We start from the raw sequence: 25,131 nt of genomic DNA, 5'->3' as shown, positions 1-25,131 counted from the left end.
TGCGTGCGTACATCCGTGAGACGATCCGGCGCGCCCGGACACCCCTGAGTGAGAGAGTGCTTATCCGGGGCTCACCCGGAGGGCGGAACGGATGCCATGACCCACGGAGTCATCGACGACAGGGCCCTCGTGGCGCGCGCCGCCGGCGGGTCGGAGGTCGCGTATCGCGAGCTGTACCGGGCATACGCGCGGCCGGTCTACTGGATCGCCCTTGGGCTCGTCGGCGAAGCCGCGGACGCGGAGGACGTCGTGCAGGAGACCTTCGTGGTCGCCTGGCGCAAGATCCCGTCGCTGCGGCTCGAGGGCGAGTCCCTGCTGCCCTGGCTCGCGACCGTCTGCCGCTTGCAGGCGCAGAACCGTCTGAGGGCGCGCCGTCGCCACGGATCGCACGCAGCGCTCGACGACGAGATCCCCTCCCTCGTCGACGTCGAGGCTCAGGTGGTGCAGGCCCAGACCGTGGCAGCGATCCTCGCCGCCGTCGACCGGCTGAGCGACCTCGATCGCGAGATCTTCCGGTTGTGCGCCGCAGAGGGCTACGGGTACGAGGCCGCAGCCGCCTCGCTGGGCGTCTCGCACGGCACCGTTCGCAACCGCCTCTCCCGCATCCGCTCCCGGGTGCGCGCCACCGCGATGGAGACGGAGTCCCCATGACCACGCCCACGCTTCCCCCGCTCCCCGACGAGCGGATGGATGCCATAGAGACCGCCGTCTTCGGCCGGATCGCCGACGAACGCGAGCGCACGCGTCGGCGACGCCGGGGAGTGTGGACAGGTGTCGGAGCGGCCGCGGCCGTCGTCGTGGTCGCCGCGGTCATCGGACAGTCGCTGGCCTCGACCTCGGGCGCGAGCGACTCGGCGATCGTGGGCGCCAGCGGCGAGGGCCTGACGAACCAGTACTCCGGCGGTTCCGAGAGCGCGCCGATCGCTCCCCTCGTTCCCGCCCAGGACGCCGCGGGGTCGTCGTCGCCAGATGCGGCCTCGGGTGGTGCGGCGGCGCGTGACGCCGCCACCCGCGACATCGTCGCCACCGGCTCGAGCACGGTCGAGGTCGACGACATCGCGAGGGCGATAGACGAGGTCGGCGCCGCGGCGACCGGGGCCGGCGGGTACGTCGAGTCATCGCAGCTCGGCGGCACGGTCGGTGCGGTTCCCTACGAGGGATCGGCGTCGACGCCGGCGGCGTCGTCGGGCTCGATCACCGTCCGCGTGCCCGCCGCAGCCCTCTCGAGCACCATGGACGGGCTGCGTCAGGTCGGGGAGGTCACGGCGACGACCGTCAGCCGCTCCGACGTCACCGAGCAGACCGTCGATCTGCGCGCTCGCGTCGCTGCCGGTGAGGCCTCGGTGGCGCGTCTGACGGAACTGTTGGCGCAGGCGGGATCGGTGTCCGACCTCATCACCGCGGAGTCCGCCCTGGCCGAGCGTCAGGCGCAGCTCGACGCGGACCGCCAGGTGCTGCAGTCGGTCGCGTCTCAGGTCGCGATGTCGTCGCTCAGCGTGCGGCTCGTCGAGCGCTCCCCCGCCGCCGTCGCCGACCCGGCGGGCTTCGGCGATGGGCTCGGCGCCGGATGGCACGGCCTGGTCACCACCGTCAACGGGATCGTGATCGGCCTCGGGTTCCTCCTCCCGTGGATCGCGGTCGCGGCGGTGATCCTCGCGGTGGCGTGGAGTGTGCGTCGAGCGCGTCGGCTCCGTCGCCGTTCTCGCGAGGACTGAGTCGCCCTCGGCCCGCACCGACTTCGGGGCGAAGCAGCGGAATCGGGTGCCGGTAGTCCCGGCATCCGATTCCGCTCGACGTTTCAGATTCCCCTGCGACGACCGACTGGTCCCAGGCAACGAAAAATGCCCCGACCATTCAGTCGAGGCATTTTCGTGTTGGTGACCCCAGCGGGATTCGAACCCGCGTTACCGCCGTGAGAGGGCGGCGTACTAGGCCGCTATACGATGGGGCCGCGTCGTCAACCATTCAAGTATGCATGACAGTTGACGCCCACGCAAAATCGAGGCCGAGCCACCGACTTCTCGGGCGTGTCCGGCCACGGTACCGCGAGATGGCCTCTCACGGAAGAGCCGTTAGACGCTGTTCACCCCCCGCGCCAGCGCTTGCCCCGCTCCGGCGTGCAGGAGTTGACTCGTCTCATGCGCCTCACGAAGCACGAACACGCCGCCCTCGTCCTCGCCGAATCCGGTCACTCGCTCGTGATCGACCCGGGCAGCTTCACCTCGCCCCTCGAAGAGCTGACGAACCTCGACGGCATCGTCATCACCCACGAGCACGCCGATCACTGGACGCCGGATCACCTCACGCGCCTGCAAAAGGCCCACCCCGGCGTGCCGATCTACGGCCCCGAAGGGGTGCGCGAGGCCGCGGCCGGTTTCGACGTCACCGTGGTCCACCCGGGCGACACCCTCGACCTCGGGCCCTTCCACCTGGAGTTCTTCGGCGGGAAGCACGAGGTCATCCACTCCTCGATCCCCGTGGTCGACAACGTCGGCGTCCTCGTCAACGACGCGGTGTACTACCCGGGCGACTCGTTCGCGGTCCCCAAGCACAAGAAGGTTCAGCTGCTCGCCGCCCCCGTCGGCGCCCCGTGGCTCAAGGTCGGCGACGCCATCGACTACGTCCTCGCGGTCAAGCCGGAGCGCGTCTTCGCCACCCACGACATGACCCTCTCGGTCGCCGGCAAGCAGATGGGCGACGCACGCCTCACCTGGGCCGTCGAGCAGAACGGCGGCTCGTTCGTCGACCTGAAGCCGGGCGACTCCGTCGAGGTCTGACGGCCACGGCGTGCCGAACTCCTGAGAAGTTCGCGGGTGTACGTCCCGAACCTTCGAAGATCAGCGTTCGTCGTCGACTTCTCCGGAGTTTCGTACGACTCCATCCCGCAGAAACGCCGGATGCCACGAGCCCTGGGCCCGTGGCATCCGGCGTTCTGCGAAGAAGCGCTTACTGCGCGTCGAGATCGGTCTCGAGAAGGGCGACGAGCTCGTCGAGCGCCTGCTCGGCGCCGTCGCCCTCGGCCTTCAGCGTCACGACGGTGCCGTGACCGGCACCGAGGCCCATGAGCGAGAGAATGCTGCCGGCGTTGAGGTCGGCACCGCCCTCGGCGGCGATCGTGACGGGGATCTTCTTCTCCTGCACGGCCTGCACGAAGAGCTTCGCGGGGCGTGCGTGGAGGCCCGAGGCGCTCGCGATGGTGGCCTGACGTTCTGCCATGGTGAATCCTTCCGATTCGACGGGGTGTTACGCGGCGACCGTGGCTGCGGGAGCAGCCTCGGCGACGGCGGCGTCCTGCGTGCTGCGGCCGATGCCCTTGAGGGCGACGACGATCAGCGCAGTCACGACGGTACCTGCCACGATTGCGAGGGCGAAACCCCAGAAGGGGTTGATCGCGAAGAAGACGAAGATCCCGCCGTGGGGGGCGAACGACTGCACCGAGAGCAGCATGCTCAGACCACCCGTGATCGCACCGCCCACCATTGAGGCGGGGATGACGCGCAGCGGGTCGGCAGCGGCGAACGGGATCGCGCCCTCGGAGATGAACGAGGCGCCGAGCAGCCACGCGGCCGCGCCGTTCTCGCGCTCGACCGGGGTGAACTTCTTGCGGGCGAGCAGCGTCGAGGCGAGGGCCATCGCGAGCGGCGGGACCATACCGGCGGCCATGACCGCGGCCATGATGAGGTACGGCGTGGTGTTCGTCTGGGTCGCGGCGGCCAGGCCGGTCGTGGCGAAGACGTATGCGACCTTGTTGACGGGGCCGCCGAGGTCGAAGCACATCATCAGACCGAGGATGACGCCGAGCACGATGGCACCTGCGCCGCTGGCGGCGAGCGAGGTCAGACCGTCGGTGAGGGCGGCCATGAGGGCGGCGATCGGTCGGCCGAGGAAGAGGATCATCAGACCCGAGGCGAAGATCGATCCCAAGAACGGCACGATCACGACGGGCATGAGGCCGCGCAGCCACCGCGGGGCGTCGAAGCGACCCAGCCACCAGGCGATGAAGCCCGCGAGCAGACCGCCGATGATGCCGCCGATGAAGCCGGCGTTCATGAGGACGGCCACGGCACCCGCGACGAAGCCGGGGGCGATACCGGGGCGGTCGGCGATGGCGTACGCGATGAAGCCCGCGAGAACGGCCACGATGAAGCCCATCGAGGTCGCACCGATCATGAAGGCGACCGAACCGAGGTACTGCCCCACCGGGCCGAACGACGAGGTGATGCCCTCGGTCGGGAGGTCCCAGAGCGAGTTCTGGATGATGACGTTCGAGGCGTTCTTGGTGACCTCGTAGCCGCCGAGCAGGAAGCCGAGGGCGATGAGCAGACCACCGCCGGCGACGAACGGGATCATGTAGCTGACACCGGTGAGCAGCCACCGCTGGATGCGACGGCCCACCGACTGCTGCGCCACGGGAGCATCGGACGCGGATGCCGCGGCGGCACCGCCCTGCACGCGTGCGGCGTTCGGGTTCTCGCTCGCGGCGAGGGCCTCGGCGATGAGCTGCTTCGGCTGCTCGATGCCGCGCTTGACGCCCGCGCGGACGACGGGCTTGCCGGCGAAGCGCTGGGGCTCGCGCACGTCGACGTCGACCGCGAAGATCACGGCGTCGGCGTCGTCGATGACGCTCTGCGGGAGCGCCTTGTAGCCGCTGGAGCCCTGGGGCTCGACGACGAGCTCGACCCCCTCGGTCTCGGCACCGGCGGCGGTGAGCGCGTCGGCCGCCATGAAGGTGTGGGCGATGCCGGTCGCGCAGGCGGTGACGGCGACGATCTTCTTCGTCTTCACGGCCGTACGGGCCTCGGCGCGCGTCGCGGCCGGCGCCGCGGCGGCGGGGGCTTCGGCCGCGACCGGCGACTCGGCCGGGGCGATGGCATCCGTGATGATCCGGACGGCCTCGGTGGGCGTCTGCGCCGAACGCAGGCCCGACATGAAGTCGTTGTTCATGAGGCTGCGCGCGAGCTGCGACAGCACCGAGAGGTGGGCCTCGTCGGCACCTTCGGGGGCCGCGATGAGGAACACGATGTCGGCGGGGCCGTCGGGGGCGCCGAAGTCGACGCCCGGGGTCAGCCGCGCGAAGGCGAGAGTGGGCTCGGTGACCGAGGCGCTGCGTGCGTGCGGGATGCCGATGCCCCCGGGCAGGCCGGTCTCGTCCTTCTGCTCGCGGGCCCAGGCGTCGTCGAACAGCTCTTGCGCACTGCGCGCGCGGCCCTGCGCGACGACGCGCTCGGCCAGAGCGCGGATCACCGACTGCTTGTCGGTGCCCAGGGGCACGTCGAGGGTGACGAGCTCCGGAGTGATGATGTCGGACATTGTCAGTGACCTCCGTGGTCAGGATGTTGCGATGGGGGTGGGGAATTCGGTGACGGCGATCGCACCCGCGGGCAGATCGTCGGGGGTCGGCGCCTGCGTGCCCGGAAGAGTGGCGGCGGCCGCTCCGTAGGCGATGCTGCGCGCGAGACGGTCGGGGGCCGAAGCCCCTTCGAGGTCGGCCAGCAGGTAGCCGGCGAGCGAGCTGTCGCCCGCGCCGACGGTGCTGGCGACCTGGATCTTGGGGGCGCGTCCGCGCCAGGTGCCCTCGGCCGTGAACAGCAGGGCGCCGTCGGCGCCGAGGGTCACGAGGGCGGATGCCACACGGTCCGGAACCAGCGACTGAGCCCGGCGCGACGCCGCGGCCAGGACATCGCCGTCGGATGCCGGGTCTTCTCCGACGAGTTCGGCGAGTTCTTCGTGGTTGGGCTTGATGAGGTCGGGGTGCGCGGTCTCGACGACCGCGGCAAGGGCGGGACCCGAGGCATCGACCGCGATGAGCGGAGCGGCGCTCCCCCACCGCGCACGCACGGCGGTGATGAGATCCACGTAGAAGGAGGTCGGGACGCCGGGAGGCAGCGACCCCGCCAGAACCAGCCAGGTGGCCCCTTCGGAGGCGGCGACGACTCCCGCGACGACGGCCTCGGCCTCGGCGGCAGAGAGTTCGGCGCCGGGGAGGTTGAGCTTCGTGGTCTCACCCGCGGGATCGGTGATGGTGAGGTTGGCACGGGCGCGGCCTGCCACCTCGATCACGTCGAGCGCGATACCGGTGTCTTCGAGGAGCATGCGATACGGGTCGTGGGCATTGACCGGCACCACCGCGCGTGCGGGTGCGCCGGCGGCCGAGACCACGCGGGCGACGTTCACGCCTTTGCCTCCGGCGTCTTCGCGCGAGGACACAGCGCGCTGCATCTCACCGGGCTGGAGGGCCTCGGACAGCACGACGGCGCGGTCGGCGGAGGGGTTGGCGGTCAGAGTGACGATCATGCGACGCGCACCTCGATGTCAGCGGCCTCGAGGGCCTCGGAAAGCGCCGCGGGAGGGGCGGCGTCGGTGACGAGCACGTCGAGCTCGTCGAGTCGGGCGAAGCGCACGAGCAGTTCTTCGCCGAACTTGGCCGCGTCGGCGACGAGAACGACGCGACGGGCGGACTGGATGATCGCCGCCTTAACGGCGGCCTCGTCGGGGTCGGGGGTGCTCAGGCCGAACTCCACGCTCAGACCGTTCGTCCCCACGAACGCGATGTCGGGGCGGAGCTGGCCGATGGTGCGCACCGTGTGGGCGCCGACCGCGGCCGCGGTGACGCCTCGGACGCGTCCGCCGATCGTGGTGAGCGACAGGCGTTCTTCGCCGGCGAGCAGGTGCGCGGCCTCGAGCGAGTGCGTCACGACCTCGACGGCGCTGATACCCGCACCGAGAGCGGACGGCAGGAGCGAGGCGACAGCTGCGGACGTGGTACCGGCGTCGAGGAAGATCGAGCCGCGGAAGTCGGAGCCGAGCAGGGCCACGGCCTCGGCGGCGATGGCACGCTTCGCGTCTCGGTGACGCTCCCGACGCTCGGTGAGCGGGGACTCCGCCGTACTGGCACGACCGATGTCGACCGCGCCGCCGTGGACGCGACGGAGAGACCCGAGCCCTTCGAGCCGGTCGAGGTCGCGGCGGACGGTCTCCGTGGTCACGTCGAAGCGGCGAGCGAGATCGACGACGCTGACACGTCCGATTTCGCGCAGTTCGCGCTCGATGAGCTGCTGGCGCTCCATTGCGTACACGGGGATCCCCTTCGAAGATTCCCACACGATACAACACGAAACCACACACGGCAACAGATTCGCGACACCGCACACGACGCCGCGGGCGACGGGACTCCCACACGAACGAAGAGACCGGTCCGGCGCGCGCAGCAAGTGAGGCTATCCTTACCCGTGGTCCACCGTCGGGCCGCTCGTTCCACGATCCCTACGGAGTTCCCGGATGCCACGCGCCCGCGCCCTCGCCTTCCCGTTCGTCCTCGTGACCGCTGCAGCCCTGCTCACCGGGTGCGGTGCCTCGGAGGTCGTCCCCGAAGCCTCGGCCTCCTCGACCGGAGAGGGCGCCACCGCCTACCCGCTGACGCTTCAGAACTGCGGGCGCGAGATCACGGTCGACAAGGCGCCCAGCCGTGTCGTGTCCCTGGACCAGGACTCCACCGAGATCCTGCTGTCGCTGGGCCTGCAGGATCGGATGGTCGGCACGGCATCCTGGACCGATCCGGTGCTCGACTCACTCGCCGAGGCGAACGCGGCGGTCCCCCGTCTGTCCGACAACGCCCCCTCATACGAGGTCGTCCTCGGCACCGACCCCGACTTCGTCACCGCCTCGTTCGGCCGCCACTTCGCCCAGGGCGGGGTCGCCACGCGCGATCGCTTCGCCGAGACCGGGATCGCCTCGTACCTCTCCCCCACCGACTGCGACGGCGACGTGAGCTTCAACGCCGGAGGAAAGCGCACCACGCCCCTCACGGTCGACACGCTCTACGGCGAGATCCGCGACCTCGCGCGCATCTTCGACGTGTCCGACCGTGGCGAAGCGCTGGTCCAGTCACTGCAGCAGCGGGCCGCGGCGGCGACCGAGGGCATCGACTTCGAGGGCCACACCGTGGCCTTCTGGTTCGCCGACACCAAGACCCCGTACGTCGCCGGCGGCTTTTCGAACGCCGCTCTGCTGGCATCCACCACGAAGATGACCAACGTGTTCGCCTCGCAGACGGACGACTGGCCCGCAGTCGGCTGGGAGAGCATGGTCTCGGCCGACCCCGACGTTCTCGTCCTCGGCGACCTGCAGCGCGACCGCTTCCCGGGCGACCGGCTCGCCGACAAGATCGCCTTCCTCGAGAGCGACCCCCTGACGAGCACCATGACCGCTGTGAAGAACAAGCGCTACATCGCACTGCACGGCGCCGAGCTCAACCCCTCGATCCGCTTCGTCGACGCACTCGACAAGATCCGCGCGTGGTGGGACGAGAACGGGAGCACGCTCTGAGCGAGAGCGTCGTCTCGCGAGCCCGGCTCGGTCGGGGCTCCGCGGGACTGGGCATCGTGCTCGCCCTCGTCGGGCTCGTGGTGCTGGTGATCTCCGTCGGCGTCGCCGTCACGCTGGGACCGGCCGACGTGTCACTGGTCAACGTGCGCGACGTGCTGCTGAACCACCTGGGTCTGACCGACATCCCGGTCAAGGCCGCCAAGAATGCGATCGTGTGGGAGGAGCGCCTCCCCCGCGCCCTCGTCGCGGCGTGCGCAGGCGCAGGACTCGCCCTGTGCGGTGTCGTCATGCAGTCGCTGCTGCGCAACCCCCTCGCCGAGCCGTTCGTGCTCGGGGTCTCGTCGGGAGCATCGACCGGTGCCGTCGTGATCGGCGTGCTCGGAATCGGCGGCGGAGTGCTCGGCCTCTCGGGCGGGGCCTTCGTCGGCGCGCTCGTGGCCTTCGGCCTCGTGCTGCTGCTCTCGCGCTTCACCTCGGGCGGCACCTCCGGCGTGATCCTCGCCGGTGTCGCCAGCACGCAATTCTTCTCGGCGCTGACCTCGCTCGTGGTGTTCGCCGTGGCCGACAGCGACGAGACGCGCGGGGTGATGTTCTGGCTCCTCGGCTCGCTCGAGGGCATGCGATGGGACAAGGTCGCGCTCTGCGCCGTCGTGGTCGTCGTCGGCGGCGCCGTGTGCCTGTTCGCCGCGCGCGCCCTCGATGCCTTCACGTTCGGCGACGATGTGGCAGCCTCGCTCGGCATCCCGGTCGCTCGTACGCGCATCGGCCTGCTCATCGTGACGGCCCTGATGACGGCCGCGCTCGTCAGCGTGGTCGGCGCGGTCGGTTTCGTGGGGCTCGTCGTACCGCACGCGGTCCGGCTGATGGTGGGTCAGCGTCACGTGCGCGTCGTTCCGCTCGCGGCGGTCGTCGGCGCCGTCTTCATGGTGTGGGTGGACGCCGCGACCCGCACCCTCTTCGCCCCCACGCCCCTGCCGGTGGGGGTCGGCACGGCGCTGGTCGGCGTCCCGGTGTTCGTGGCCCTGCTCGTTCGACGGAGGGGCCGCGCATGACGCTCGAGACCCGCGAGGTCCGCTGGACGCGGGGCGGTGCCCTGGTCGTCGACGACGTGTCGCTTCGCCCCGAACCCGGCTCGACCGTGGGCCTTCTCGGTCCGAACGGCTCGGGCAAATCGTCGTTGCTGCGTCTGCTGCAGGGTGCCGCGCGCCCCGACTCGGGCGAGGTGCTGCTCGATGATCGACCGCTGGGCGAGTGGCGTCGCCGCGAGGTGGCGCGATCCGTCGCCGTGGTCACGCAGCACGCCGAGACCGACGCCGACATCGTCGTGCGCGACGTCGTGCGCCTCGGCCGCACACCGCACCGTCCGGTATGGGGCGGCTCCACCACCGGCGACGAGGCCGCGATCGATGCGGCGCTCGAGCGCGTGGGCCTCGCCGACAAGGCCGATCGTCTCTGGCACACCCTCTCGGGAGGCGAACGCCAGCGCGCCCAGATCGCCCGCGCTCTCGCCCAGGAGCCCCGCGAGCTGCTGCTCGACGAGCCCACGAACCACCTCGACATCCGTCATCAACTCGACGTCCTGGCCCTCGTGGCCGCCCTCCGCGTGACGAGCATCATCGCGCTGCACGACCTCAATCTCGCCGCGACCTACTGCGACAGCGTGCTCGTGCTCCGCGCCGGCCGCGTCGTGGCGGCGGGGGCTCCCGCCGAGGTGCTCACCCCGGCGCTCATCGCCGACGTCTACGAGGTCAAGGCGCGAGTGATCCCGGATGCCGAGACCGGACGCTCCACGATCCTGTTCGACGGGCCGCTGGCATCCTGATCCCTCTCCTGGTGCTCAGGGCGCCACGACGGAGAGGGTGAAGCGGATCGTCTTACCGTCGGGGCCGGTGAGGGTGGCGGGAGTCTTGCCGACGGCGTGGGGCAGGAACCCGGGCCGGAAGACCGAGCCCTCGGACGGCCCTCCCGGCGAGAAGTCGGCGATCGCGACATCGCCCGTCGACCCGGTCCACTCCGCCTCGGTGCCGTCGGGCACCGCGACCACGAGCGAGGTGCCGATCTTCACCGTCGCCTCTTTGCCGTCGAGGTCTTCGGGCGAGGCGACCGTCGGCGCAAAGGCCTGATCGTCCACCGAGGCGGCGGGACTCGGGGCCTCGGCCGCGGGCACGGCCGGGGCGTCGGAGGCCGCGGGCGTGCAGCCCGCGAGCACCACGCCCGCGGCGACGACCGCGGCGAGCCGGAAAGCGAGGGAGCGCTTCACGAAGACCTTCTTTCGCGAACGGAGACGCGGATCGCGACTCTCGATCGGATGCTAGCCCTCGAAGTCTTTGACGACGCCGAACGCGCGCCGACTCAGTCGCCGATCGGAATCTCGATCGAGGTGACCGCCGAGCTGTCGAGGTCGAGCAGCCCCGGCACCGCCGCGGGTTGCTCGTCATCCGGCAGCAGTTCCGCCCGGGTCTTCGGCCGCGCGGGCTCGCCGGGAAGCCCCGCCCACTCGCTCGGTTCTTCGGGTCGCTGTACGAAGAGTCCCATGGGTCTATCCTCTCCCCGCTCCGCGGTTCACAGCAGAGGGTGGGCTGTGAAGAACGTTTCGATCAGGGTGGTGGCCGAGACCGCCGTCGAGCCCGAACCGGCCGCACCGGGCCAGACGTGCCCGCCCCCGTCGATCCGGTAGTGCACGAGAGCGCCGGGGTGTCGGCATCCGGTCCAGGTCTGCCTCTCGACTCCCGCGGCGACGGTCTCCGGGCGCGGGTCGGACGCGCAGCCGTTGCGGATCGCCAGCTGCGACAGCCACAGCGACACCGGCGCGACGCTCGCGTCGTGGCGCGTACCGCCGTCGTACGGGATGACCTCGTCGGCGGTGCCGTGGAACGCGATCACGGGGACAGGGGGTGCGCTCGGGCAGGGCGGATTGGTCGCGGGGTAGATCGCCCCCGACACCACGGCGAAGGCGGCGATGCGCTCGGGGAGAGCGCACGACAGCAGAGAGACGAACCCGCCGCCGTTCGAGATGCCGGCGGCGAAGACGCGCTCGCGGTCGATGCAGAGACGGGACTCCACGTCGTCGAGCAGCGCAGAGACGAAGGCGACGTCGTCGGCACCCGAGGAGTAGGGCGCGCCCTGCCAGCCGGTTCCTGCCGCGGTGTCTGCCGGCTGCGGGTAGACGACAACCGCGCCGCCGTCGTCGAGACCGCTGAGTCGCTCCACTTCGCCGGTCGGCATACGGTATCCGGCGAAGGCGAGGATGAGGGGTGTGGGTGAGGTGTTCGTCGTGGCCGCCGGGACGTACATGCTGAACGTACGGGGGGCTCCGTCGACGGTCACTGCGAGCGGTGTGCTCGTGCCCGACTCGAGCGACGGGATCGTGCCGCAGCCCGACGCCGGCACCGGCTCCGCGGGGCTCTCGCTGCATCCCGAGAGGGCGAGCCCGCCGAGGATCGCGGCGAGGACGACAAGCGGGCGGAGGCGCATCGGGTCATCCTACGGTTCGCCTCGGAACGGGCGCTCCCGGCCGTCTGCCGTGCCGTGACGGGGATAGGCGAAAGGCCCGAGATCTCCAAGATCATCGGGCCTTTTCGCGAAGCTGGGGTACCTGGACTCGAACCAAGAACAACGGAACCAGAAACCGCCGTGTTGCCAATTACACCATACCCCAATGGCTTCGAGCCGTAACTCGTGCCGAGGATCAAGCTTACGCGAGACCGGGCCCAGCGCCAAACCAGAGCCCCGCGCCACGCGTCCCGGGCGCGTCCCGGGGCTCGAGCTTCGGGCCACGAGACGGACTCGCGCACGCGAACGAACCTCGCGAATTTCGCGCGGGACCGCCGGAGATGCATTGTGCTCTGCGCGTTCCGTGCTGCTTGTCGGCCCTCCCCCGCGCACGGCCCCCGCAGCAGCGATCCCCGCGGCCGACGAGGCCACGGGGATCGGGGTCGGGCGTCTCAGCCCAGGTGCGCCACCAGCGCCTCGAGGCGACGGATCGACTCGGCCTTGCCGAGCAGCTCCATCGACTCGAACAACGGCGGCGAGATGCGGCGGCCGGTGAGGGCGACGCGGGGCGGGCCGTAGGCGACACGCGGCTTGAGCCCCAGGTCGTCGACCAGGGCGCCCGACAGGGCCTCCTGCACCGCGGCGGCGGTGAAGTCGTCGACGCCCTCGAGAGCGCGGACGGATGCCGCGAGCACCTCGGCCGCGTTCGAGGGAAGGCCCTTGAGCGCGTCCTCGGCGTAGTCGACGTCCGAGACGAAGAGGAAGCCGAGCATGCCCGGCACCTCCCCCAGCAGCTGCACGCGCTCCTGGACGAGCGGCGCCGCCTGCGCGATGATCGCGCGGTGCTCGTCGCTCGGCTGCTCGGCGATGTAACCCGCACCCGCGAGGTAGGGGACGATGCGGGCCGCGAAGTCTGCGGCATCCAGCATGCGGATGTGGTCGCCGTTGATGGCCTCGGCCTTCTTCTGGTCGAAGCGCGCGGGGTTGGGGTTCACGTCGGCGATGTCGAAGGCGGCGATCATCTCGTCGAGCGAGAACACGTCGCGGTCGGCCGAGAGCGACCAGCCGAGAAGCGAGAGGTAGTTCAGCAGCCCCTCGTGGATGAAGCCCTTCTCGCGCTGCAGGAAGAGATCGGCCTGGGGGTCGCGCTTCGACAGCTTCTTGTTGCCGGTCTCGCCGAGCACGAGCGGCATGTGGCCGAATCGCGGCACGTAATCGGTGACGCCGGCATCGAGCAGCGCGCGGTAGAGCGCCAGCTGGCGGGCGGTGGAAGGCATGAGGTCTTCGCCGCGGATCACGTGGGTGATGCCCATGAGCGCGTCGTCGACCGGGTTCACGAAGGTGTACAGCGGGACACCCCCGGCGCGCACGATGACGAAGTCGGGGAACGATCCGGCGGGGAAGGTCACCTCGCCGCGGATCAGGTCGACGAAGGTGAGGTCTTCGTCGGGAACGCGCACGCGCCACGCGGGCTCGCGCCCCTCGGCGCGGAAGGCGGCCTTCTGCTCGTCCGTGAGGTCGCGGTCGTAGTTGTCGTAGCCGAGCTGCTTGGCGCGGCCGTTGGCCTCGTTGCGCGCGTCGATCTCTTCGGCGGTGGAGTAGCTCTCGTACACCGCTCCCGCGGCGATGAGCTTGTCGAGCACCTCCCGGTAGATCTCGTGGCGCTGCGACTGCCGGTACGGCGCGTGCGGGCCGCCGACCTCGACGCCTTCGTCCCAGTCGATGTTCATCCACCGCAGTGCCTCGAGGAGCTGCTGGTAGCTCTCTTCGCTGTCGCGCGCGGCGTCGGTGTCTTCGATACGGAAGACGAGCTTGCCGCCGTTGTGCCGGGCGTAGGCCCAGTTGAACAGGACGGTGCGGATGAGACCGACGTGCGGCAACCCCGTGGGTGAGGGGCAGAAGCGGACGCGAACGTCGGCGCCGGTGGCGGTCGTGGTGCGGGGATCGGGCGTGGCAGACATCCCTTTGATCCTATCGGCGGGCGGTGGCGCTTCCCGAGTGCCGCAGATGATCGGCCAGGACCTCGCCCATGACCTCGAGTGCGGCTCCGACCGCGGGCACGTGCTCGGCTCCCCGAGCGGTGATCACGTGCAGGGTCCGCGCTTCGGCGGCGGGCAGCCGCGGCGCCGCGATGCCCGAGAGCATCGGGAGAGATGCCACGGCCATCCGCGGCAGGATCGCCATGCCCACCCCCTGGGCGACGAGGTTCTCGACGGCGATGAAGTTGTCGGTCTCGAAAGCGATGTCGGGGGTGAACCCCGTGCGTCCGCACGCCTCGAGCAGATGGCCGCGGCACTGCGGGCAGCCCGCGATCCACCGCTCCCCCGCGAGTCGCGAGAGATCGATGGGGTCATGGGCTGCCGCGGGGTGGTCGGCGGGAACGACCACCACGGTATCGTCGGCGCCGATGAGCCGGGCCGCGAGTCCGGATGCCGCGGACTCCAGGTGTTCGCGGCGGTCGCCGGGGTAGCTGTAGGTGAGGGCGATGTCGGCGCGGTTCTCGCGAACGGCGGCGATGGCCTCGGGCGGCTCGGCCTCGACGAAACTGATTGACACACCCGGTCGGCGAGCGGTCACGGCGGCGATGACGCGCGGAACGACCGTCGACGACGCCGACGGGAACGCGGCGATCCGTACGCGACCGGCCCGCAGACCCCGCAGCTCGGCGAGGTCTCCGGCGGCCGCGTCGAGCGCCGTGGTGACGGCGGCGGCGTGGCGGGCGAGGATCGACCCCGCCTCGGTGAGACGCACGCCTCGTCCGACGCGCTCGACGATCGGCATTCCCGCACGCCGCTCGAGCCGGCGCAGCTGCTGACTCACCGCCGGCTGGCTGTAGCCGAGGATCCGGGCGGCCGCGGTGATCGACCCGGTGTCGGCGATCGCCTTGACCACGCGCAGGGCGTTCGCGTCGAGGGAGTCATCGGTGGCGGCCATGCCCACACATAAGCAGATGTGATGCTTCTCATGCAACACCTGCTCTAGTGCAATGTCATTGAGGGCGCGATCCTGGTGGCATGAGCAGCCTCGCCTCGCACTTCGCCGGTGGCCGCGACTACCTCGCGGCCTGCACTCTCGGACTGCCCTCGCGCGCCACGGTGGCCGCGGTCCGCGCCGACCTCGAGTCCGCGGCATCCGGTCGCCCCGATGTCGTCGCCGCGTCGCAGGCCGTCGAACAGGCCCGGGCCTCGTACGCGCACCTCGTGAGCTGCCCGGTCGGTGACGTCGCGATCGGCTCGCAGACGTCGGTGCAGGTCTCGCTCCTCGCCGCATCGGTGCCGGACGGCGCCGAGGTGCTCTGCGCCGAGGGGGACTTCTCGTCTCTCGTCGCCCCCTTCGCTCACGCGGGTCGAGGCGTGCGCCTGCGCACCGCGCCCTTGCAGGAGCTGGCCGCCGCGATCTCCCCCGACACGTGGCTCGTCGCGTTCTCGCTCGTGCAGTCGGCGACCGGAGAGGTCGCGGATGCCGCGGGCATCGCCGCCGCGGCCGCCCGTGCCGGCGCCCGCACGCTCTGCGACCTCACCCAGGCGGCCGGGTGGCTTCCCGTCGACGCGACGATGTTCGATGCGACCGTCTGCCACGCGTACAAGTGGCTCTGCTGCCCGCGCGGGGTGTCGTTCCTCACTCTCTCGCCCGCGTTCGCGGGCGAGATCCGTCCCGTTCAGGCCGGCTGGTACTCCGGCGACAACCCATGGTCGTCGTGCTACGGCACCGGGGGCACGCTCGCCGCCGATGCCCGCCGGTTCGATGTCTCGCCCGCCTGGCAGGCGTTCGTCGGGGCGGCCCCCGCCCTGGCTCTCTTCGCCGACGCCGACATCACCGCGACCTACGCGCACGTGACGGGCCTGGCGGCGCGCTTCCGCGACGGCCTCGGACTCGAACACCCCGAGCGTCCCTCGGCGATCGTCACGTGGCCGGATGCCACGGGCGAAGCGCTCGCTCAGCTCACCGCCCACGGGATCACGGCGTCGGGCCGCGCGGGTCGCGCCCGCGTGGCGTTCCACGTCTTCAACGACGAACTCGACGTCGACCGGGCGCTGCACGCACTCGGTGTGCGTGGCGGCGAGGACCTGTCGGCGTTCGACGGCCTGATCTACGCGATCTGACCCGTCCCGGGCCGCCGTCGGTGAGGGGCGCCGGCAGCAGCCTTGCGCGGAACCGCCGACTTCTTCGCGAGGCTCATGCCGAGGCGCGGCTTCTACCGACCACGATCGCGCCCACGCAGACGGCGGCGACCGGCACCAGCGCCCAGAGCGCCAGACCGTCGTAGCCGACCGCCCCGAGGACCAGGCCGGCCAGCACCGAGCCCGCGGCCGCACAGGCCGTCATGAGCGTGTCGCTGCGGCCCTGACGGCGCGGGCGAAGCGCGAGAGGCGTCGCCTCGGTGAGCAGCGCCGATCCCGAGACGGTCGCCGCACTCCACCCGAGGCCGAGCAGCACGAGGGCGACGAGCACACCGGCCTGCGAGTCGGGCAGGGTCGCCGCAACCGCCAGCGACGCCGCGAGCAGCACCTGACCGAGGACGATCACGCCGATGCGTCCGAGACGATCGGCCAGAGCACCGAACACGGGTGAGAGGCCGTACATCCCGAACACGTGTGCGGCGATCGTGATGCCGACGGCGAAGGTCACGGCATCCGGAGCGACGATGTGCGAGAGGTGCACCGGAGTCATCGCCATGACCGAGGCCATGGTCACGTGCGACGCCGCGACGGCCAGCATGGCGAAACGCGCGAGACCCGGTCGATCCGCCTGCGGTGCGGGAGCGGTGACGGATGCCGAGGCGTCCCGTTCCAGACGTTGGGCCAGCAACAGCGGGTCGGGCCGCAGGACGAGCACGTACAGCGCGAAGGCGCAGACCTGGGCGGCGAACGAGAAGAGGTAGGCGCCGGTCAGGCGCGGCATCCCGACGCTGGCTCCGATGAGCTCGCCGGGCGCGAGCAGCAGGGGACCGACCACTCCGCCGATCGTGGTGGCCCAGACCACCGTGGCCAGATCACGCCCGCGGCGGGCGGTGCGTGCGAGGTCGGTGGCGGCGAAACGCGACTGCAGGGTCGCGGCGTTCCCCGCGCCGATGAACGCGATCCCCACCAGCAGCAGGGGGAAGAGCCGGAGTGCGGCGGCCGCGATGACCACGGCGATGCCGATCAGGGCCGCGACGTTGCCCGCGGTGAGCGCCACCCGGCGGGCCGCGACGACCGGCCAGCCGGGCGAGCGGGATCGCCGTGAGGGCCGCACCCAGCGTGACCGAGGCCGTGGCCAGGCCCGACAGGGCCTCCTGCCCCGACAGGTCGGCGGCGAGGAGCGCTCCGAGCGAGAGGGTCGCCCCGAAGGCGACGCCCGTGAGCACCTGCCCCGCTGCCAGCACGCGGACCGTGCGGCGCTGCGTGGCGGCGAGGTCGCGCTCGGTGGGGAGCACCGACCCCGCCGCCACGCGGGAGTCAGGCATCGCGCGCCGTGTTGCGCAGGATGCCGATGCCACTCACCTCGACCTCGACGGTGTCACCCGCTTCGAACGGACCGACGCCGGCCGGCGTGCCCGTGAGGATGAGGTCACCGGGGAGGAGCGTGAACACCGCAGAGGCGTAGGCGACGAGCGCGCCGATGCCGTGGATCATGTCGGAGACCGGGCCCTGCTGACGCACCTCGCCGTTGACGCGCGTCGTGACCCGGGCCGCGTCGAGGTCGAGGTCGGTCTCGATCACCGGGCCCACGGGGCAGAAGGTGTCGAACCCCTTTGCGCGCGACCACTGGCCGTCGGTGCGCTGCAGGTCGCGTGCCGTGATGTCGTTGGCGACCGTGTAGCCGAAGATGTAGTCGCTCGCGCGTTCGGCGGGGACGTTCTTCGCGATGCGGCCGATCACGACGGCGAGCTCGCCCTCGTAGTCGGTGTGCGAGCTCAGGCTCGTGGGGCGCACGATGACGTCGTCCGGGCCGACGACCGACGTGTTCGGCTTGAGGAACATCAGCGGTTCGGCCGGCGCCTCGCCACCCATCTCCGCGGCGTGATCGTGGTAGTTCTTGCCGATGCAGACGACCTTCGAACGCGGGATCACCGGCGCGAGCAGGACCACGTCGGTCAGAGGCACGCGCTCGCCCGTCGTGTCGAACCCGGCGAACATCGGGTCTCCGGCGAGGACCACGAGCTCGCCCTCGTCGACGATTCCGTAGCGAATGGCATCCTGATAGCTGAATCGAGCGATCTTCACGGAGCCAGCCTATCCGCGGCCCCCGACATCGCACCGGGTCCGCCGAGGCCTCACTCGCGCTCGGCCGCCGCACGCGCGCCCGGCGTGGCGCCGCTCACCCACGCATAAACGCGATCCGCGCGCAGAAACACGCGCACCACGCGTTTCCCGTCGCAGATCGCGTTTATGCGTGGAACCCGAGGCCGATCCCCCGGGGCCGCTCTCCCGCCGCCGCCACGCTCGGCGCACGACAACCGCGCCGGGCCCCGCCACCGCAAGCACAACCCCGCGCCCCGCCACCCCACGCAAAACACCGCGCCCGCCACCCCAAGCACAACCCCGGGCCCCGCTAACCCACGCATAAACGCGATCCGCGCGCAGAAACACGCGCACCACGCGTTTCCCGTCGCAGATCGCGTTTATGCGTGGAACCCGAGGCCGATCCCCCGCCACCCCGGGCATGAACGCGCGTGCCGGTACAGGACCCCACCGCACGCCGTCGCAGACGGCGAGCGGAGACGACGGAGGGACCCCCGGCATCCGGGAGCCCCTCCGTGCGCGCGACGCTTACGCGTCGAGCCGGTACAGCCAGCCGTGCTTGTCTTCGGCGCGGCCGTACTGGATGTTCGTGAGTTCCTCGCGCAGTTCGAGCGCGAGCGTGCCGGTGGGCTGCTCGTCGATGAAGTCGCGACCCTTGAGTACGCCGATCGGGGTGACGACCGCGGCGGTGCCGCACGCGAACACCTCGACGATGTCTCCGGATGCCACTCCCTCGCGCCACTCGTCGAGCGAGACGTTGCGTCCTACGACGTGGTGACCGCGGTCGCGTGCGAGCTGCAGGAGCGAGTCGCGCGTGATGCCCTCGAGGATCGAGTCGGACTGCGGTGTGACGATCGTGCCGTCCTTGTAGACGAAGACGACGTTCATGCCGCCGAGCTCTTCGACGTTGCGGTCCTGGTCGAGGAAGACGACCTGGTCGCACTCGTTCTCGTACGCCTCGGACTGGGGAAGCAGACTCGCGGCGTAGTTGCCACCGGTCTTGGCCGCCCCCGTGCCGCCCTTACCGGCACGCGAGTAGTCCTCGCTGAGCCAGATCGAGACGGGCTTCACCCCGCCCTTGAAGTAGGCGCCGGCGGGACTGGCGATCAGGTAGTAGGCGACCTTGTGCGCGGGACGGACGCCGAGGAACGCCTCCTTCGCGAACATGAACGGGCGCAGATACAGGCTCTGGTCGTCGCCCGAGGGGACCCACGCGCCGTCGAGGGCGATGAGCTCCTTGAGCGACTGCAGGAAGTACGGAACCGGCAGCTCGGGGAGCGCGAGTCGGCGGGCCGAACGCTGCAGACGGCGGCCGTTCTGGTCGGGGCGGAAGGTGTGAACCGAGCCGTCGGCGTGGCGGTAGGCCTTGATGCCCTCGAAGATCTCCTGGCCGTAGTGCAGCACCGCCGCGGCGGGGTCGAGCGAGATCGGGCCGTAGGGCGAGACGCGCGGGCGGTGCCAGCCGCCGCGGACCGACCAGCAGATGTCGACCATGTGGTCGGTGAAGCTCTGCCCGAAGCCGGGGTTGGCGAGGATCGCGTCGCGGTCGGCTGCGTTCTTGGCGGCGAGGTTGCGCGTGACGGAGAACTCGAGGGGCTCGAGTCCGGTGTCGGGATCGGTGTCGATGGTGGTCATTCGTTGTCCAAAGCTTCTCGAGTGCCGGAGGCGATGCTCGCCGATCGGTCCAGGTTACGCCTGGACGCGCTCGACGATGGCGTCGCCGATCTGGGCGGTGGTGCGGACCCCGTCGCGGCTGGCGATGTCGTCCTCGACCGCGCGGTTCACGCGGGCGGCCTCGTCGGTGAGCCCGAGGTGGTCGAGTAGGAGGGCGACGGAGAGGATCGCGGCCGTGGGGTCGGCCTTCTGGCTTCCCGCGATGTCGGGCGCCGAACCGTGCACGGGCTCGAACATCGAGGGGAACGCGCCGTCGGGGTTGATGTTGCCCGAAGCGGCGAGGCCGATGCCACCGGTGACGGCGCCGGCCAGGTCGGTCAGGATGTCGCCGAAGAGGTTGTCGGTGACGATCACGTCGAAGCGGCTCGGGTTCGTGACCAGGAAGATGGTTGCCGCGTCGACGTGCAGGTAGTCTACGTCGACCCCGGGGAACTCGGATGCCACGGCATCCACGATCCGCTTCCACATGCCACCCGCGTGCACGAGCACATTCGTCTTGTGCACGAGCGTGAGCTTGTGTCGGCGGCGCTCGGCGAGAGCGAAGGCGTAGCGGACCACGCGTTCGACGCCGTAGGCGGTGTTGACCGAGGTCTCGTTCGCGACCTCGTGGGGCGTGCCGCGGCGGATAGATCCGCCGTTGCCGACGTACGGCCCCTCCGTTCCCTCGCGCACCACGACGAAGTCGATCTCGCCCGGCTCCGCGAGCGGGCCGGTGGCTCCCGGGTAGAGCTTCGACGGGCGCAGGTTGACGTAGTGGTCGAGCTCGAAGCGGAGTTTCAGCAGCAGGCCGCGCTCGATGTTCGCGTCTTTCAGGCGGGGGTCGCCGGGCACTCCCCCGACGGCGCCGAGCAGGATCGCGTCGTGTGCGGCGATCGCGGCGAGGTCGTCGTCGGTGAGAGTGTCTCCGGTCTCGAGGAAGCGACCGGCCCCCAGCGAGAACGGCGTCTTGTCGAACGACACGTCGGATCCGGCGGTGACGGCGTCGAGCACCTTCACGGCCTCGGCGACGACCTCGGGACCGATGCCGTCACCGGGGATGACGGCCAGCTTCACGACACGCGACATCGCTCTCCTCAGAGCTCGGGCACGTCACTTCTTCGACGCGCTGCGGGATCCTCCCAGGGTAGTGGCAGCGACGACCGCGGCCACGACGATCAGCGCCGCACCGATGAGAGCGGTGACGACCACGCCCGAGTCGAAGGCGTGGGCGGCTGCGGCGCGCAGGGACTCGGCCAGCGCGACGTCGTCGAGGGTGTCGGCGACGGAGACCGCTCCGGCGAGGGTCTCGCGGGCAGCGTGAGCCGCGGCATCCGGAAGCCCGGCGGGCAGAACGAGCTGCGCCCGATAGAACGCGGCGAGGATGCCGCCGAGCACGGCGGTGCCGAGGACGGCGCCGACCTCGTAGGCGGTCTCGGAGACCGCGCTGGCCGCACCCGCCTTCGCCGAGGGGGCACTGGAGAGGATCAGCTCGTTCGAGACGGTCTCGGCGGCGCCGATACCGACACCCAGCAGCGCGAAGGCGACGATCAACAGCGTCAGGTCGGACGTCGAGAGGGCGACCATGATGTACGCGACGACCGAGAACGACAGAGCGACGGGCACGACGATACGCGGCGGGAAGCGCTTGGCCACGGGGACCACCACGAGCCCCGCGATGATCATGAGCACGAGGCCGGGCAACAGGGCGAAGCCCGCGACCATCGGTGAGAGGCCGACCACCAACTGCAGGTGCTGGGCGACGAAGTAGAGGAAGCCGACCAGGCCCACGACGCTGAGCAGGTTGACCAGGATCGCACCCGAGAACGTGCCCTGACGGAACAGTGTCATATCGAGCATGGGCGTCGCCAAGCGGCGCTGGCGGCGGACGAACAGCCACCCGAAGACCACTCCGAGGACGAAGAGCACCGGGGCCAGCGACATCGGACCGTCGACGGCGAGCTTCTTGATGCCGTAGACGATCGGCACCATGGTCGCGAGCGAGAGGACGACGCTGAGGGGGTCGAACCGGCCCGGTTTCGGGTCGCGACTCTCGGGCACGAAGAACGGGGCGAGGACGAGGAGCGGTACGAGTACGGGAACAGCCATGAGGAAGACGGAACCCCACGTGAAGTGCTCGAGCAGGAAGCCGCCGACGATGGGGCCCAGGGCCGCTCCCGCCGAGAAACCGGAGGCCCAGACGGCGATCGCGATCCGACGCTGGTCACGGTCGCGGAAGATGCTCCGCAGCAACGAGAGGGTCGACGGCATGAGCATGGCGCCGAAGACACCCATGAGCGCGCGGCCCGTGATCAGCAGGGCCGCGGTGGGCGCGAACGCCGACAGCGCGGACACGGCCGCGAAGCCGGTCGCCCCGATCAACAGCATGCGGCGACGTCCGAAGCGGTCGCCCAGGGTGCCCATGGTCACGAGAAGCCCGGCGAGTACGAGCGGGTAGACGTCGATGATCCACAGCTGTTCGATGCTCGAGGGGCGCAGAGACAGCGCGATCTCGGGCAACGCGAAGCTCAGGACCGTGTTGTCGACCGAGACGAGCAACACGGGAAGCATGAGCACCGTCAGTGCGAACCATCCACGCCACCCGGCGCGAGCCACGGTGATCTCCGAGGTGGGCAACGACGAGGTGAGCATGCGCGAATCCCTTTCTTAACCGTCCAGCCGGTATAGTAACAGAGTGAACCCGGCACCCGCCACTACGATCGAGGAGTCATGAGCCGCCCCCCTCTCGCCCGCGAAGCCGTCCTCGACGCCTTCAGCCGCATCCTCGTCGACGAGGGCGAGCGCGCCGCGACGATGGATGCCACCGCCCGCGCAGCCGGGGTGTCGAAGGGTGGTCTGCTCTATCACTTCAGTTCGAAGAGCGCTCTCGAGGCGGCACTCGTGGAGCGGCTCGAGCGGCTCGCCGAGGAAGACGTCGCCGAAATCGAGAGGTCGAACGAGGGCGTCGTCGCGGCGCACCTGCGCTCGTCGCAGAACACCGGCTCCCCCCTCGACCTGACGATCCTCGCGGTGTCACGCCTCGCGCAGAACGGCAGCGATGCCGCCTCGGCATCCCTCCGACGAGTTCGAGAGCTCTGGGAAGAGAGCCTCCGCGCACACACCCGCGACGAGACGGCGCTGCAGATGGTGCTGCTGGTGAGCGACGGCCTGTACTTCAACGCCGTCCTCGATCTGAACGCCGTCGCCGGTCCGGCACTCGAAGGAGCGGACCTCGACGCACTGATCGCCCGAGTCGTCGCCTCGGCGACCTAGAGGTCCCCCCGCGCCCTCTCGCGCGCGCTGCGACGCTCCCGGCGCTCACGCCGCAGGTCGATGACGACCCCGAGCAGGATCAGCACTCCCCCGATGACGCCGAGAAACCCCCACGGAGTGCGACGCACGACATCGGCCACCCCCGCGACGAGGAACAGGATGCCGAAACCGGCGGAGACGACGCGAAGGACGAGGGCCACTCGCGCAGTGTGAACCCCTCGGTTTTGCGCGGGCCCTGAATCTCCGACGCGCCCGCCCAGAACGCCGAAGGAGGGGGCCGCCGAAGCGACCCCCTCCCCGAACGATCGGACCCTCAGCCCTCGACGATGTCGATCTGGCGGAACAGGTCCGCGCCGACGGCCTCGCGCATCGCACCGAGGATTTCGTCGGGGACCGGCGAATCGACGGTGAGCACCGAGAGCGCCCGGCCCGTGGCATCCGGTGCCGCCACCTGGAGGCCCGCGATGTTGATGCCCGCCTCGCCCAGCTTCTGGCCGTAGATCGCGACGATGCCGGGGCGATCGGCGTAGCGCATGACGACGTGGTGCTGCTCGATGGGCACCTCGATCTCGTAACCGTTGATCGAGACGACCTTCGGCACCATCCGCGTGCCGGCGAGCGTGCCCGCGACCTCGAGGGTCGACCCGTCGGCCAGCGTGCCGCGGAGGATCGTGATGTTGCGGTACAGCGGGCTCTCGGCCTCGACGACCAGGCGCGCCTCGACACCGCGCTGCTCGGCGAACAGCGGGGCGTTGACGTACGACACGCTCTCGCTGACGATTCGGCTGAAGTAGCCCTTGAGCGCGGCCAGGCGGTAGACGCTCACGTCGTACTGCGCGAGTTCTCCGCGCACCTCGATGTCCAGGCTCGTGAGCGCGCTGTCCGCGAGACCGCTGAAGAACTGTCCGAGCATCTCGACGAGCGCGATACCGGGGCGAACGAACGGGTCGATTGCGCCACCGGCGACGTTCACGGCATCCGGGACGAGGTCTCCCTCGAGCGCCAGCTTGACCGAGCGCGCGACCGAGACGCCGGCCTTCTCTTGCGCCTCCTCGGTGCTCGCGCCGAGGTGCGGAGTGACCACGACGTTGGGGAGGTCGAGGAGCTTGCGCGCGGGGCTGCCCTCGGCCGGGGGCTCGGTCGAGAAAACGTCGAGACCCGCTCCGGCGATCTCGCCGCCGGTGAGCGCCTCGAAGAGCGCCTCCTCGTCGATGAGACCTCCGCGGGCGACGTTGATGACGTACGCGGTCTTCTTCATGCGGCGCAGCTGCTCGGCACCGATCATGCCGGTCGTCTCGGGCGTCTTCGGCATGTGGATCGTGACGAAGTCGCTCTGCTCGAGCAGTTCGTCGAGTGACACGAGCTGCACGCCGAGCTGCTGCGCCCGAGCGGCGGTGACGTAGGGGTCGTACGCGATGACACGCATGTCGAAGCCCTGCAGGCGCGCCGCGATGAGTGCACCGATGCGGCCGAGGCCGATGATGCCGATGGTCTTCTCGAACAGCTCGGTGCCGGTGAACGAGCTGCGCTTCCAGAGGCCCTGGGCGAGCGAGGCGTGCGCCGCGGGGATGCGGCGAGCGAGGCTCAGCACGTGCCCGACGGTGAGCTCGGCCGCCGAGATGATGTTCGAGGTCGGCGCGTTGACGACCATGACGCCGGCCGCGGTGGCCGACTTGATGTCGACGTTGTCGAGGCCGACACCGGCGCGAGCGACGACCTTGAGAGACGGCGCGACCGCGAGGGCCTCGGCATCGATCTGGGTGGCCGAGCGCACGAGAACCGCGTGCGCCTCGGCCAGGGCCGAGAGCAATGCGGGGCGATCGGTCCCGTCGACGCTGCGCACGTCGAAGTCGGGGCCGAGCGCGTCGATCGTGGCGGGAGAGAGTTCTTCGGCGATGAGCACGACGGGCTTCGTCACGGATGCGTCCTTCGAAACGGTGCTGGGGGCTGCCGCGCACCGTCGCACATCACCGGCGCGAACCGGGCGCGCGACCCGTGCGGGCCGTCTGTCAGCCTAGCGCGGGGGCGAGGGCGCCCCCGACCGTGTGACGGCGGACGACGGCGCGCCCGACACCCGCGGCAACCGAGAGCGCGAAAGGGCAACTCACTGACAGACCCGCGTCAGCCTGACACGCAGATGTCAGCGAGATGCAGTCTCGCGACCAGA

23 protein-coding genes, 2 tRNA genes and 1 pseudogene are annotated in these 25,131 nt (G+C 70.5%); 8 read left to right on the top strand and 18 right to left on the bottom strand.

Features of this window, described 5'->3' with window-relative positions:
• Nucleotides 1-96: 96 nt before the first annotated feature.
• Together QE454_RS12135 and QE454_RS12130 are read left to right on the top strand one after the other, a co-directional pair.
• Entirely contained in the window at nt 97-651 is a 555-nt protein-coding gene (locus QE454_RS12135; RefSeq protein WP_210074600.1) for an RNA polymerase sigma factor, read from the top strand.
• Complete coding sequence (locus QE454_RS12130; RefSeq protein WP_307455162.1) at nt 648-1,715, top strand: DUF4349 domain-containing protein; 1,068 nt, start codon at nt 648-650, stop codon at nt 1,713-1,715. The genes QE454_RS12135 and QE454_RS12130 overlap by 4 nt, the downstream gene beginning before the upstream one ends.
• 160 nt (nt 1,716-1,875) lie before the next feature.
• Here QE454_RS12130 and QE454_RS12125 read toward each other — a convergent pair.
• Nucleotides 1,876-1,951 (bottom strand) — tRNA-Glu (locus tag QE454_RS12125).
• A gap of 187 nt (nt 1,952-2,138) precedes the next feature.
• On the opposite strand from QE454_RS12125, the gene QE454_RS12120 reads away from it, so the two are divergent.
• Nucleotides 2,139-2,777, top strand: coding sequence for an MBL fold metallo-hydrolase (locus tag QE454_RS12120; protein WP_307455164.1), 639 nt, complete (start codon nt 2,139-2,141; stop codon nt 2,775-2,777).
• A 169-nt stretch (nt 2,778-2,946) separates the two neighbouring features.
• Here the strand turns inward: QE454_RS12120 and QE454_RS12115 are convergent, their stop codons facing one another.
• The 4 genes from QE454_RS12115 to QE454_RS12100 are packed head-to-tail and all read right to left on the bottom strand — an operon-like array spanning nt 2,947 to nt 7,076.
• Nucleotides 2,947-3,216 carry an HPr family phosphocarrier protein gene (locus QE454_RS12115; protein ID WP_055836516.1) on the bottom strand — a complete coding sequence of 90 codons (270 nt, stop codon included), beginning with the start codon at nt 3,214-3,216 and terminating at the stop codon, nt 2,947-2,949.
• A gap of 27 nt (nt 3,217-3,243) precedes the next feature.
• Entirely contained in the window at nt 3,244-5,310 is a 2,067-nt protein-coding gene (locus QE454_RS12110; RefSeq protein WP_307317192.1) for a fructose-specific PTS transporter subunit EIIC, read from the bottom strand.
• Between the two features lie 18 nt (nt 5,311-5,328).
• The gene (locus QE454_RS12105) at nt 5,329-6,294 is read right to left on the bottom strand and encodes a 1-phosphofructokinase family hexose kinase (protein WP_307455166.1); all 966 of its coding nucleotides are present in this window, start codon (nt 6,292-6,294) and stop codon (nt 5,329-5,331) included.
• Nucleotides 6,291-7,076, bottom strand: a complete 786-nt coding sequence (locus QE454_RS12100; RefSeq protein WP_210074589.1) for a DeoR/GlpR family DNA-binding transcription regulator — start codon at nt 7,074-7,076, stop codon at nt 6,291-6,293. Before QE454_RS12100 ends, QE454_RS12105 begins: the two co-directional genes overlap by 4 nt.
• 202 nt (nt 7,077-7,278) lie before the next feature.
• On the opposite strand from QE454_RS12100, the gene QE454_RS12095 reads away from it, so the two are divergent.
• Genes QE454_RS12095 through QE454_RS12085 form a run of 3 tightly spaced genes read left to right on the top strand, consistent with a single transcriptional unit; the run spans nt 7,279 to nt 10,147 of the window.
• Nucleotides 7,279-8,325, top strand: a complete 1,047-nt coding sequence (locus QE454_RS12095) for an ABC transporter substrate-binding protein (RefSeq protein WP_267787073.1) — start codon at nt 7,279-7,281, stop codon at nt 8,323-8,325.
• The gene (locus QE454_RS12090; protein WP_396652961.1) at nt 8,295-9,377 is read left to right on the top strand and encodes a FecCD family ABC transporter permease; all 1,083 of its coding nucleotides are present in this window, start codon (nt 8,295-8,297) and stop codon (nt 9,375-9,377) included. Before QE454_RS12095 ends, QE454_RS12090 begins: the two co-directional genes overlap by 31 nt.
• On the top strand, nt 9,374-10,147 hold the full coding sequence (locus tag QE454_RS12085; protein WP_307455168.1) for an ABC transporter ATP-binding protein: 774 nt from the start codon (nt 9,374-9,376) through the stop codon (nt 10,145-10,147). Before QE454_RS12090 ends, QE454_RS12085 begins: the two co-directional genes overlap by 4 nt.
• Before the next feature lie 15 nt (nt 10,148-10,162).
• Here the strand turns inward: QE454_RS12085 and QE454_RS12080 are convergent, their stop codons facing one another.
• The 6 genes from QE454_RS12080 to QE454_RS12055 all read right to left on the bottom strand — a co-directional run bounded on the left by QE454_RS12080 (nt 10,163) and on the right by QE454_RS12055 (nt 14,751).
• Complete coding sequence (locus tag QE454_RS12080; RefSeq protein ID WP_210074582.1) at nt 10,163-10,585, bottom strand: hypothetical protein; 423 nt, start codon at nt 10,583-10,585, stop codon at nt 10,163-10,165.
• A gap of 92 nt (nt 10,586-10,677) precedes the next feature.
• Nucleotides 10,678-10,860: a hypothetical protein gene (locus QE454_RS12075; protein WP_267787071.1), complete on the bottom strand. Its 183-nt coding sequence runs from the start codon at nt 10,858-10,860 to the stop codon at nt 10,678-10,680.
• Between the two features lie 27 nt (nt 10,861-10,887).
• Nucleotides 10,888-11,799 carry a PHB depolymerase family esterase gene (locus tag QE454_RS12070; RefSeq protein ID WP_307455171.1) on the bottom strand — a complete coding sequence of 304 codons (912 nt, stop codon included), beginning with the start codon at nt 11,797-11,799 and terminating at the stop codon, nt 10,888-10,890.
• A 112-nt stretch (nt 11,800-11,911) separates the two neighbouring features.
• Nucleotides 11,912-11,983, bottom strand: a tRNA-Gln gene (locus QE454_RS12065).
• A gap of 286 nt (nt 11,984-12,269) precedes the next feature.
• Nucleotides 12,270-13,778 (bottom strand): glutamate--tRNA ligase, encoded by a 1,509-nt coding sequence (gene gltX, locus QE454_RS12060; protein ID WP_307455173.1) that lies wholly within the window; start codon nt 13,776-13,778, stop codon nt 12,270-12,272.
• A gap of 10 nt (nt 13,779-13,788) precedes the next feature.
• The gene (locus QE454_RS12055) at nt 13,789-14,751 is read right to left on the bottom strand and encodes a LysR family transcriptional regulator (RefSeq protein WP_307455175.1); all 963 of its coding nucleotides are present in this window, start codon (nt 14,749-14,751) and stop codon (nt 13,789-13,791) included.
• 80 nt (nt 14,752-14,831) lie between these two features.
• Between QE454_RS12055 and QE454_RS12050 the strand changes: the two genes are divergently transcribed.
• Nucleotides 14,832-15,920 (top strand): aminotransferase class V-fold PLP-dependent enzyme, encoded by a 1,089-nt coding sequence (locus QE454_RS12050; RefSeq protein WP_210074573.1) that lies wholly within the window; start codon nt 14,832-14,834, stop codon nt 15,918-15,920.
• Between the two features lie 73 nt (nt 15,921-15,993).
• Here the strand turns inward: QE454_RS12050 and QE454_RS12045 are convergent.
• From QE454_RS12045 to QE454_RS12025, 5 genes and pseudogenes are all read right to left on the bottom strand, one after another.
• A pseudogene (locus tag QE454_RS12045) lies at nt 15,994-17,263 on the bottom strand (MFS transporter).
• Nucleotides 17,256-18,023 carry a fumarylacetoacetate hydrolase family protein gene (locus QE454_RS12040; protein ID WP_210074569.1) on the bottom strand — a complete coding sequence of 256 codons (768 nt, stop codon included), beginning with the start codon at nt 18,021-18,023 and terminating at the stop codon, nt 17,256-17,258. Before QE454_RS12040 ends, QE454_RS12045 begins: the two are co-directional and overlap by 8 nt.
• A gap of 546 nt (nt 18,024-18,569) precedes the next feature.
• Complete coding sequence (locus tag QE454_RS12035) at nt 18,570-19,676, bottom strand: branched-chain amino acid aminotransferase (RefSeq protein WP_210074566.1); 1,107 nt, start codon at nt 19,674-19,676, stop codon at nt 18,570-18,572.
• A gap of 54 nt (nt 19,677-19,730) precedes the next feature.
• Entirely contained in the window at nt 19,731-20,780 is a 1,050-nt protein-coding gene (locus tag QE454_RS12030) for a 3-isopropylmalate dehydrogenase (RefSeq protein ID WP_307455179.1), read from the bottom strand.
• Between the two features lie 24 nt (nt 20,781-20,804).
• Complete coding sequence (locus QE454_RS12025; RefSeq protein ID WP_307455181.1) at nt 20,805-22,343, bottom strand: MFS transporter; 1,539 nt, start codon at nt 22,341-22,343, stop codon at nt 20,805-20,807.
• Nucleotides 22,344-22,421: 78 nt separating this feature from the next.
• On the opposite strand from QE454_RS12025, the gene QE454_RS12020 reads away from it, so the two are divergent.
• A complete protein-coding gene (locus QE454_RS12020) occupies nt 22,422-22,964 on the top strand; it encodes a TetR/AcrR family transcriptional regulator (protein WP_307455182.1) in 543 nt (180 codons plus the stop codon).
• Here QE454_RS12020 and QE454_RS12015 read toward each other — a convergent pair.
• Both QE454_RS12015 and serA read right to left on the bottom strand, forming a co-directional pair.
• Nucleotides 22,961-23,164, bottom strand: a complete 204-nt coding sequence (locus tag QE454_RS12015; protein WP_210074559.1) for a hypothetical protein — start codon at nt 23,162-23,164, stop codon at nt 22,961-22,963. The genes QE454_RS12020 and QE454_RS12015 overlap by 4 nt on opposite strands.
• Nucleotides 23,165-23,277: 113 nt before the next feature.
• Complete coding sequence (serA, locus tag QE454_RS12010; RefSeq protein WP_307455184.1) at nt 23,278-24,882, bottom strand: phosphoglycerate dehydrogenase; 1,605 nt, start codon at nt 24,880-24,882, stop codon at nt 23,278-23,280.
• Nucleotides 24,883-25,131 lie beyond the last annotated feature (249 nt).

The organism is Microbacterium sp. SORGH_AS_0454 (genome assembly GCF_031453395.1).
Taxonomy (GTDB): Bacteria; Actinomycetota; Actinomycetes; order Actinomycetales; family Microbacteriaceae; genus Microbacterium.
The sequence above is the reverse complement of the archived record's forward strand: the minus strand, read 5'-3'. Positions and strand labels throughout refer to the sequence as shown.

Bases quoted from the DNA above. Each gene is read 5' to 3' on its own strand.
- QE454_RS12120 (WP_307455164.1), top strand. From the start codon at position 2,139: ATGCGCCTCACGAAGCACGAACACGCCGCCCTCGTCCTCGCCGAATCC.
- QE454_RS12030 (WP_307455179.1), bottom strand. From the start codon at position 20,780: ATGTCGCGTGTCGTGAAGCTGGCCGTCATCCCCGGTGACGGCATCGGT.
- QE454_RS12135 (WP_210074600.1), top strand. From the start codon at position 97: ATGACCCACGGAGTCATCGACGACAGGGCCCTCGTGGCGCGCGCCGCC.
- QE454_RS12115 (WP_055836516.1), bottom strand. From the start codon at position 3,216: ATGGCAGAACGTCAGGCCACCATCGCGAGCGCCTCGGGCCTCCACGCA.
- QE454_RS12050 (WP_210074573.1), top strand. From the start codon at position 14,832: ATGAGCAGCCTCGCCTCGCACTTCGCCGGTGGCCGCGACTACCTCGCG.
- QE454_RS12020 (WP_307455182.1), top strand. From the start codon at position 22,422: ATGAGCCGCCCCCCTCTCGCCCGCGAAGCCGTCCTCGACGCCTTCAGC.
- QE454_RS12105 (WP_307455166.1), bottom strand. From the start codon at position 6,294: ATGATCGTCACTCTGACCGCCAACCCCTCCGCCGACCGCGCCGTCGTG.
- QE454_RS12130 (WP_307455162.1), top strand. From the start codon at position 648: ATGACCACGCCCACGCTTCCCCCGCTCCCCGACGAGCGGATGGATGCC.
- QE454_RS12095 (WP_267787073.1), top strand. From the start codon at position 7,279: ATGCCACGCGCCCGCGCCCTCGCCTTCCCGTTCGTCCTCGTGACCGCT.
- QE454_RS12070 (WP_307455171.1), bottom strand. From the start codon at position 11,799: ATGCGCCTCCGCCCGCTTGTCGTCCTCGCCGCGATCCTCGGCGGGCTC.
- gltX (WP_307455173.1), bottom strand. From the start codon at position 13,778: ATGTCTGCCACGCCCGATCCCCGCACCACGACCGCCACCGGCGCCGAC.
- QE454_RS12085 (WP_307455168.1), top strand. From the start codon at position 9,374: ATGACGCTCGAGACCCGCGAGGTCCGCTGGACGCGGGGCGGTGCCCTG.
- QE454_RS12075 (WP_267787071.1), bottom strand. From the start codon at position 10,860: ATGGGACTCTTCGTACAGCGACCCGAAGAACCGAGCGAGTGGGCGGGG.
- QE454_RS12110 (WP_307317192.1), bottom strand. From the start codon at position 5,310: ATGTCCGACATCATCACTCCGGAGCTCGTCACCCTCGACGTGCCCCTG.
- QE454_RS12025 (WP_307455181.1), bottom strand. From the start codon at position 22,343: ATGCTCACCTCGTCGTTGCCCACCTCGGAGATCACCGTGGCTCGCGCC.
- QE454_RS12035 (WP_210074566.1), bottom strand. From the start codon at position 19,676: ATGACCACCATCGACACCGATCCCGACACCGGACTCGAGCCCCTCGAG.
- QE454_RS12055 (WP_307455175.1), bottom strand. From the start codon at position 14,751: ATGGCCGCCACCGATGACTCCCTCGACGCGAACGCCCTGCGCGTGGTC.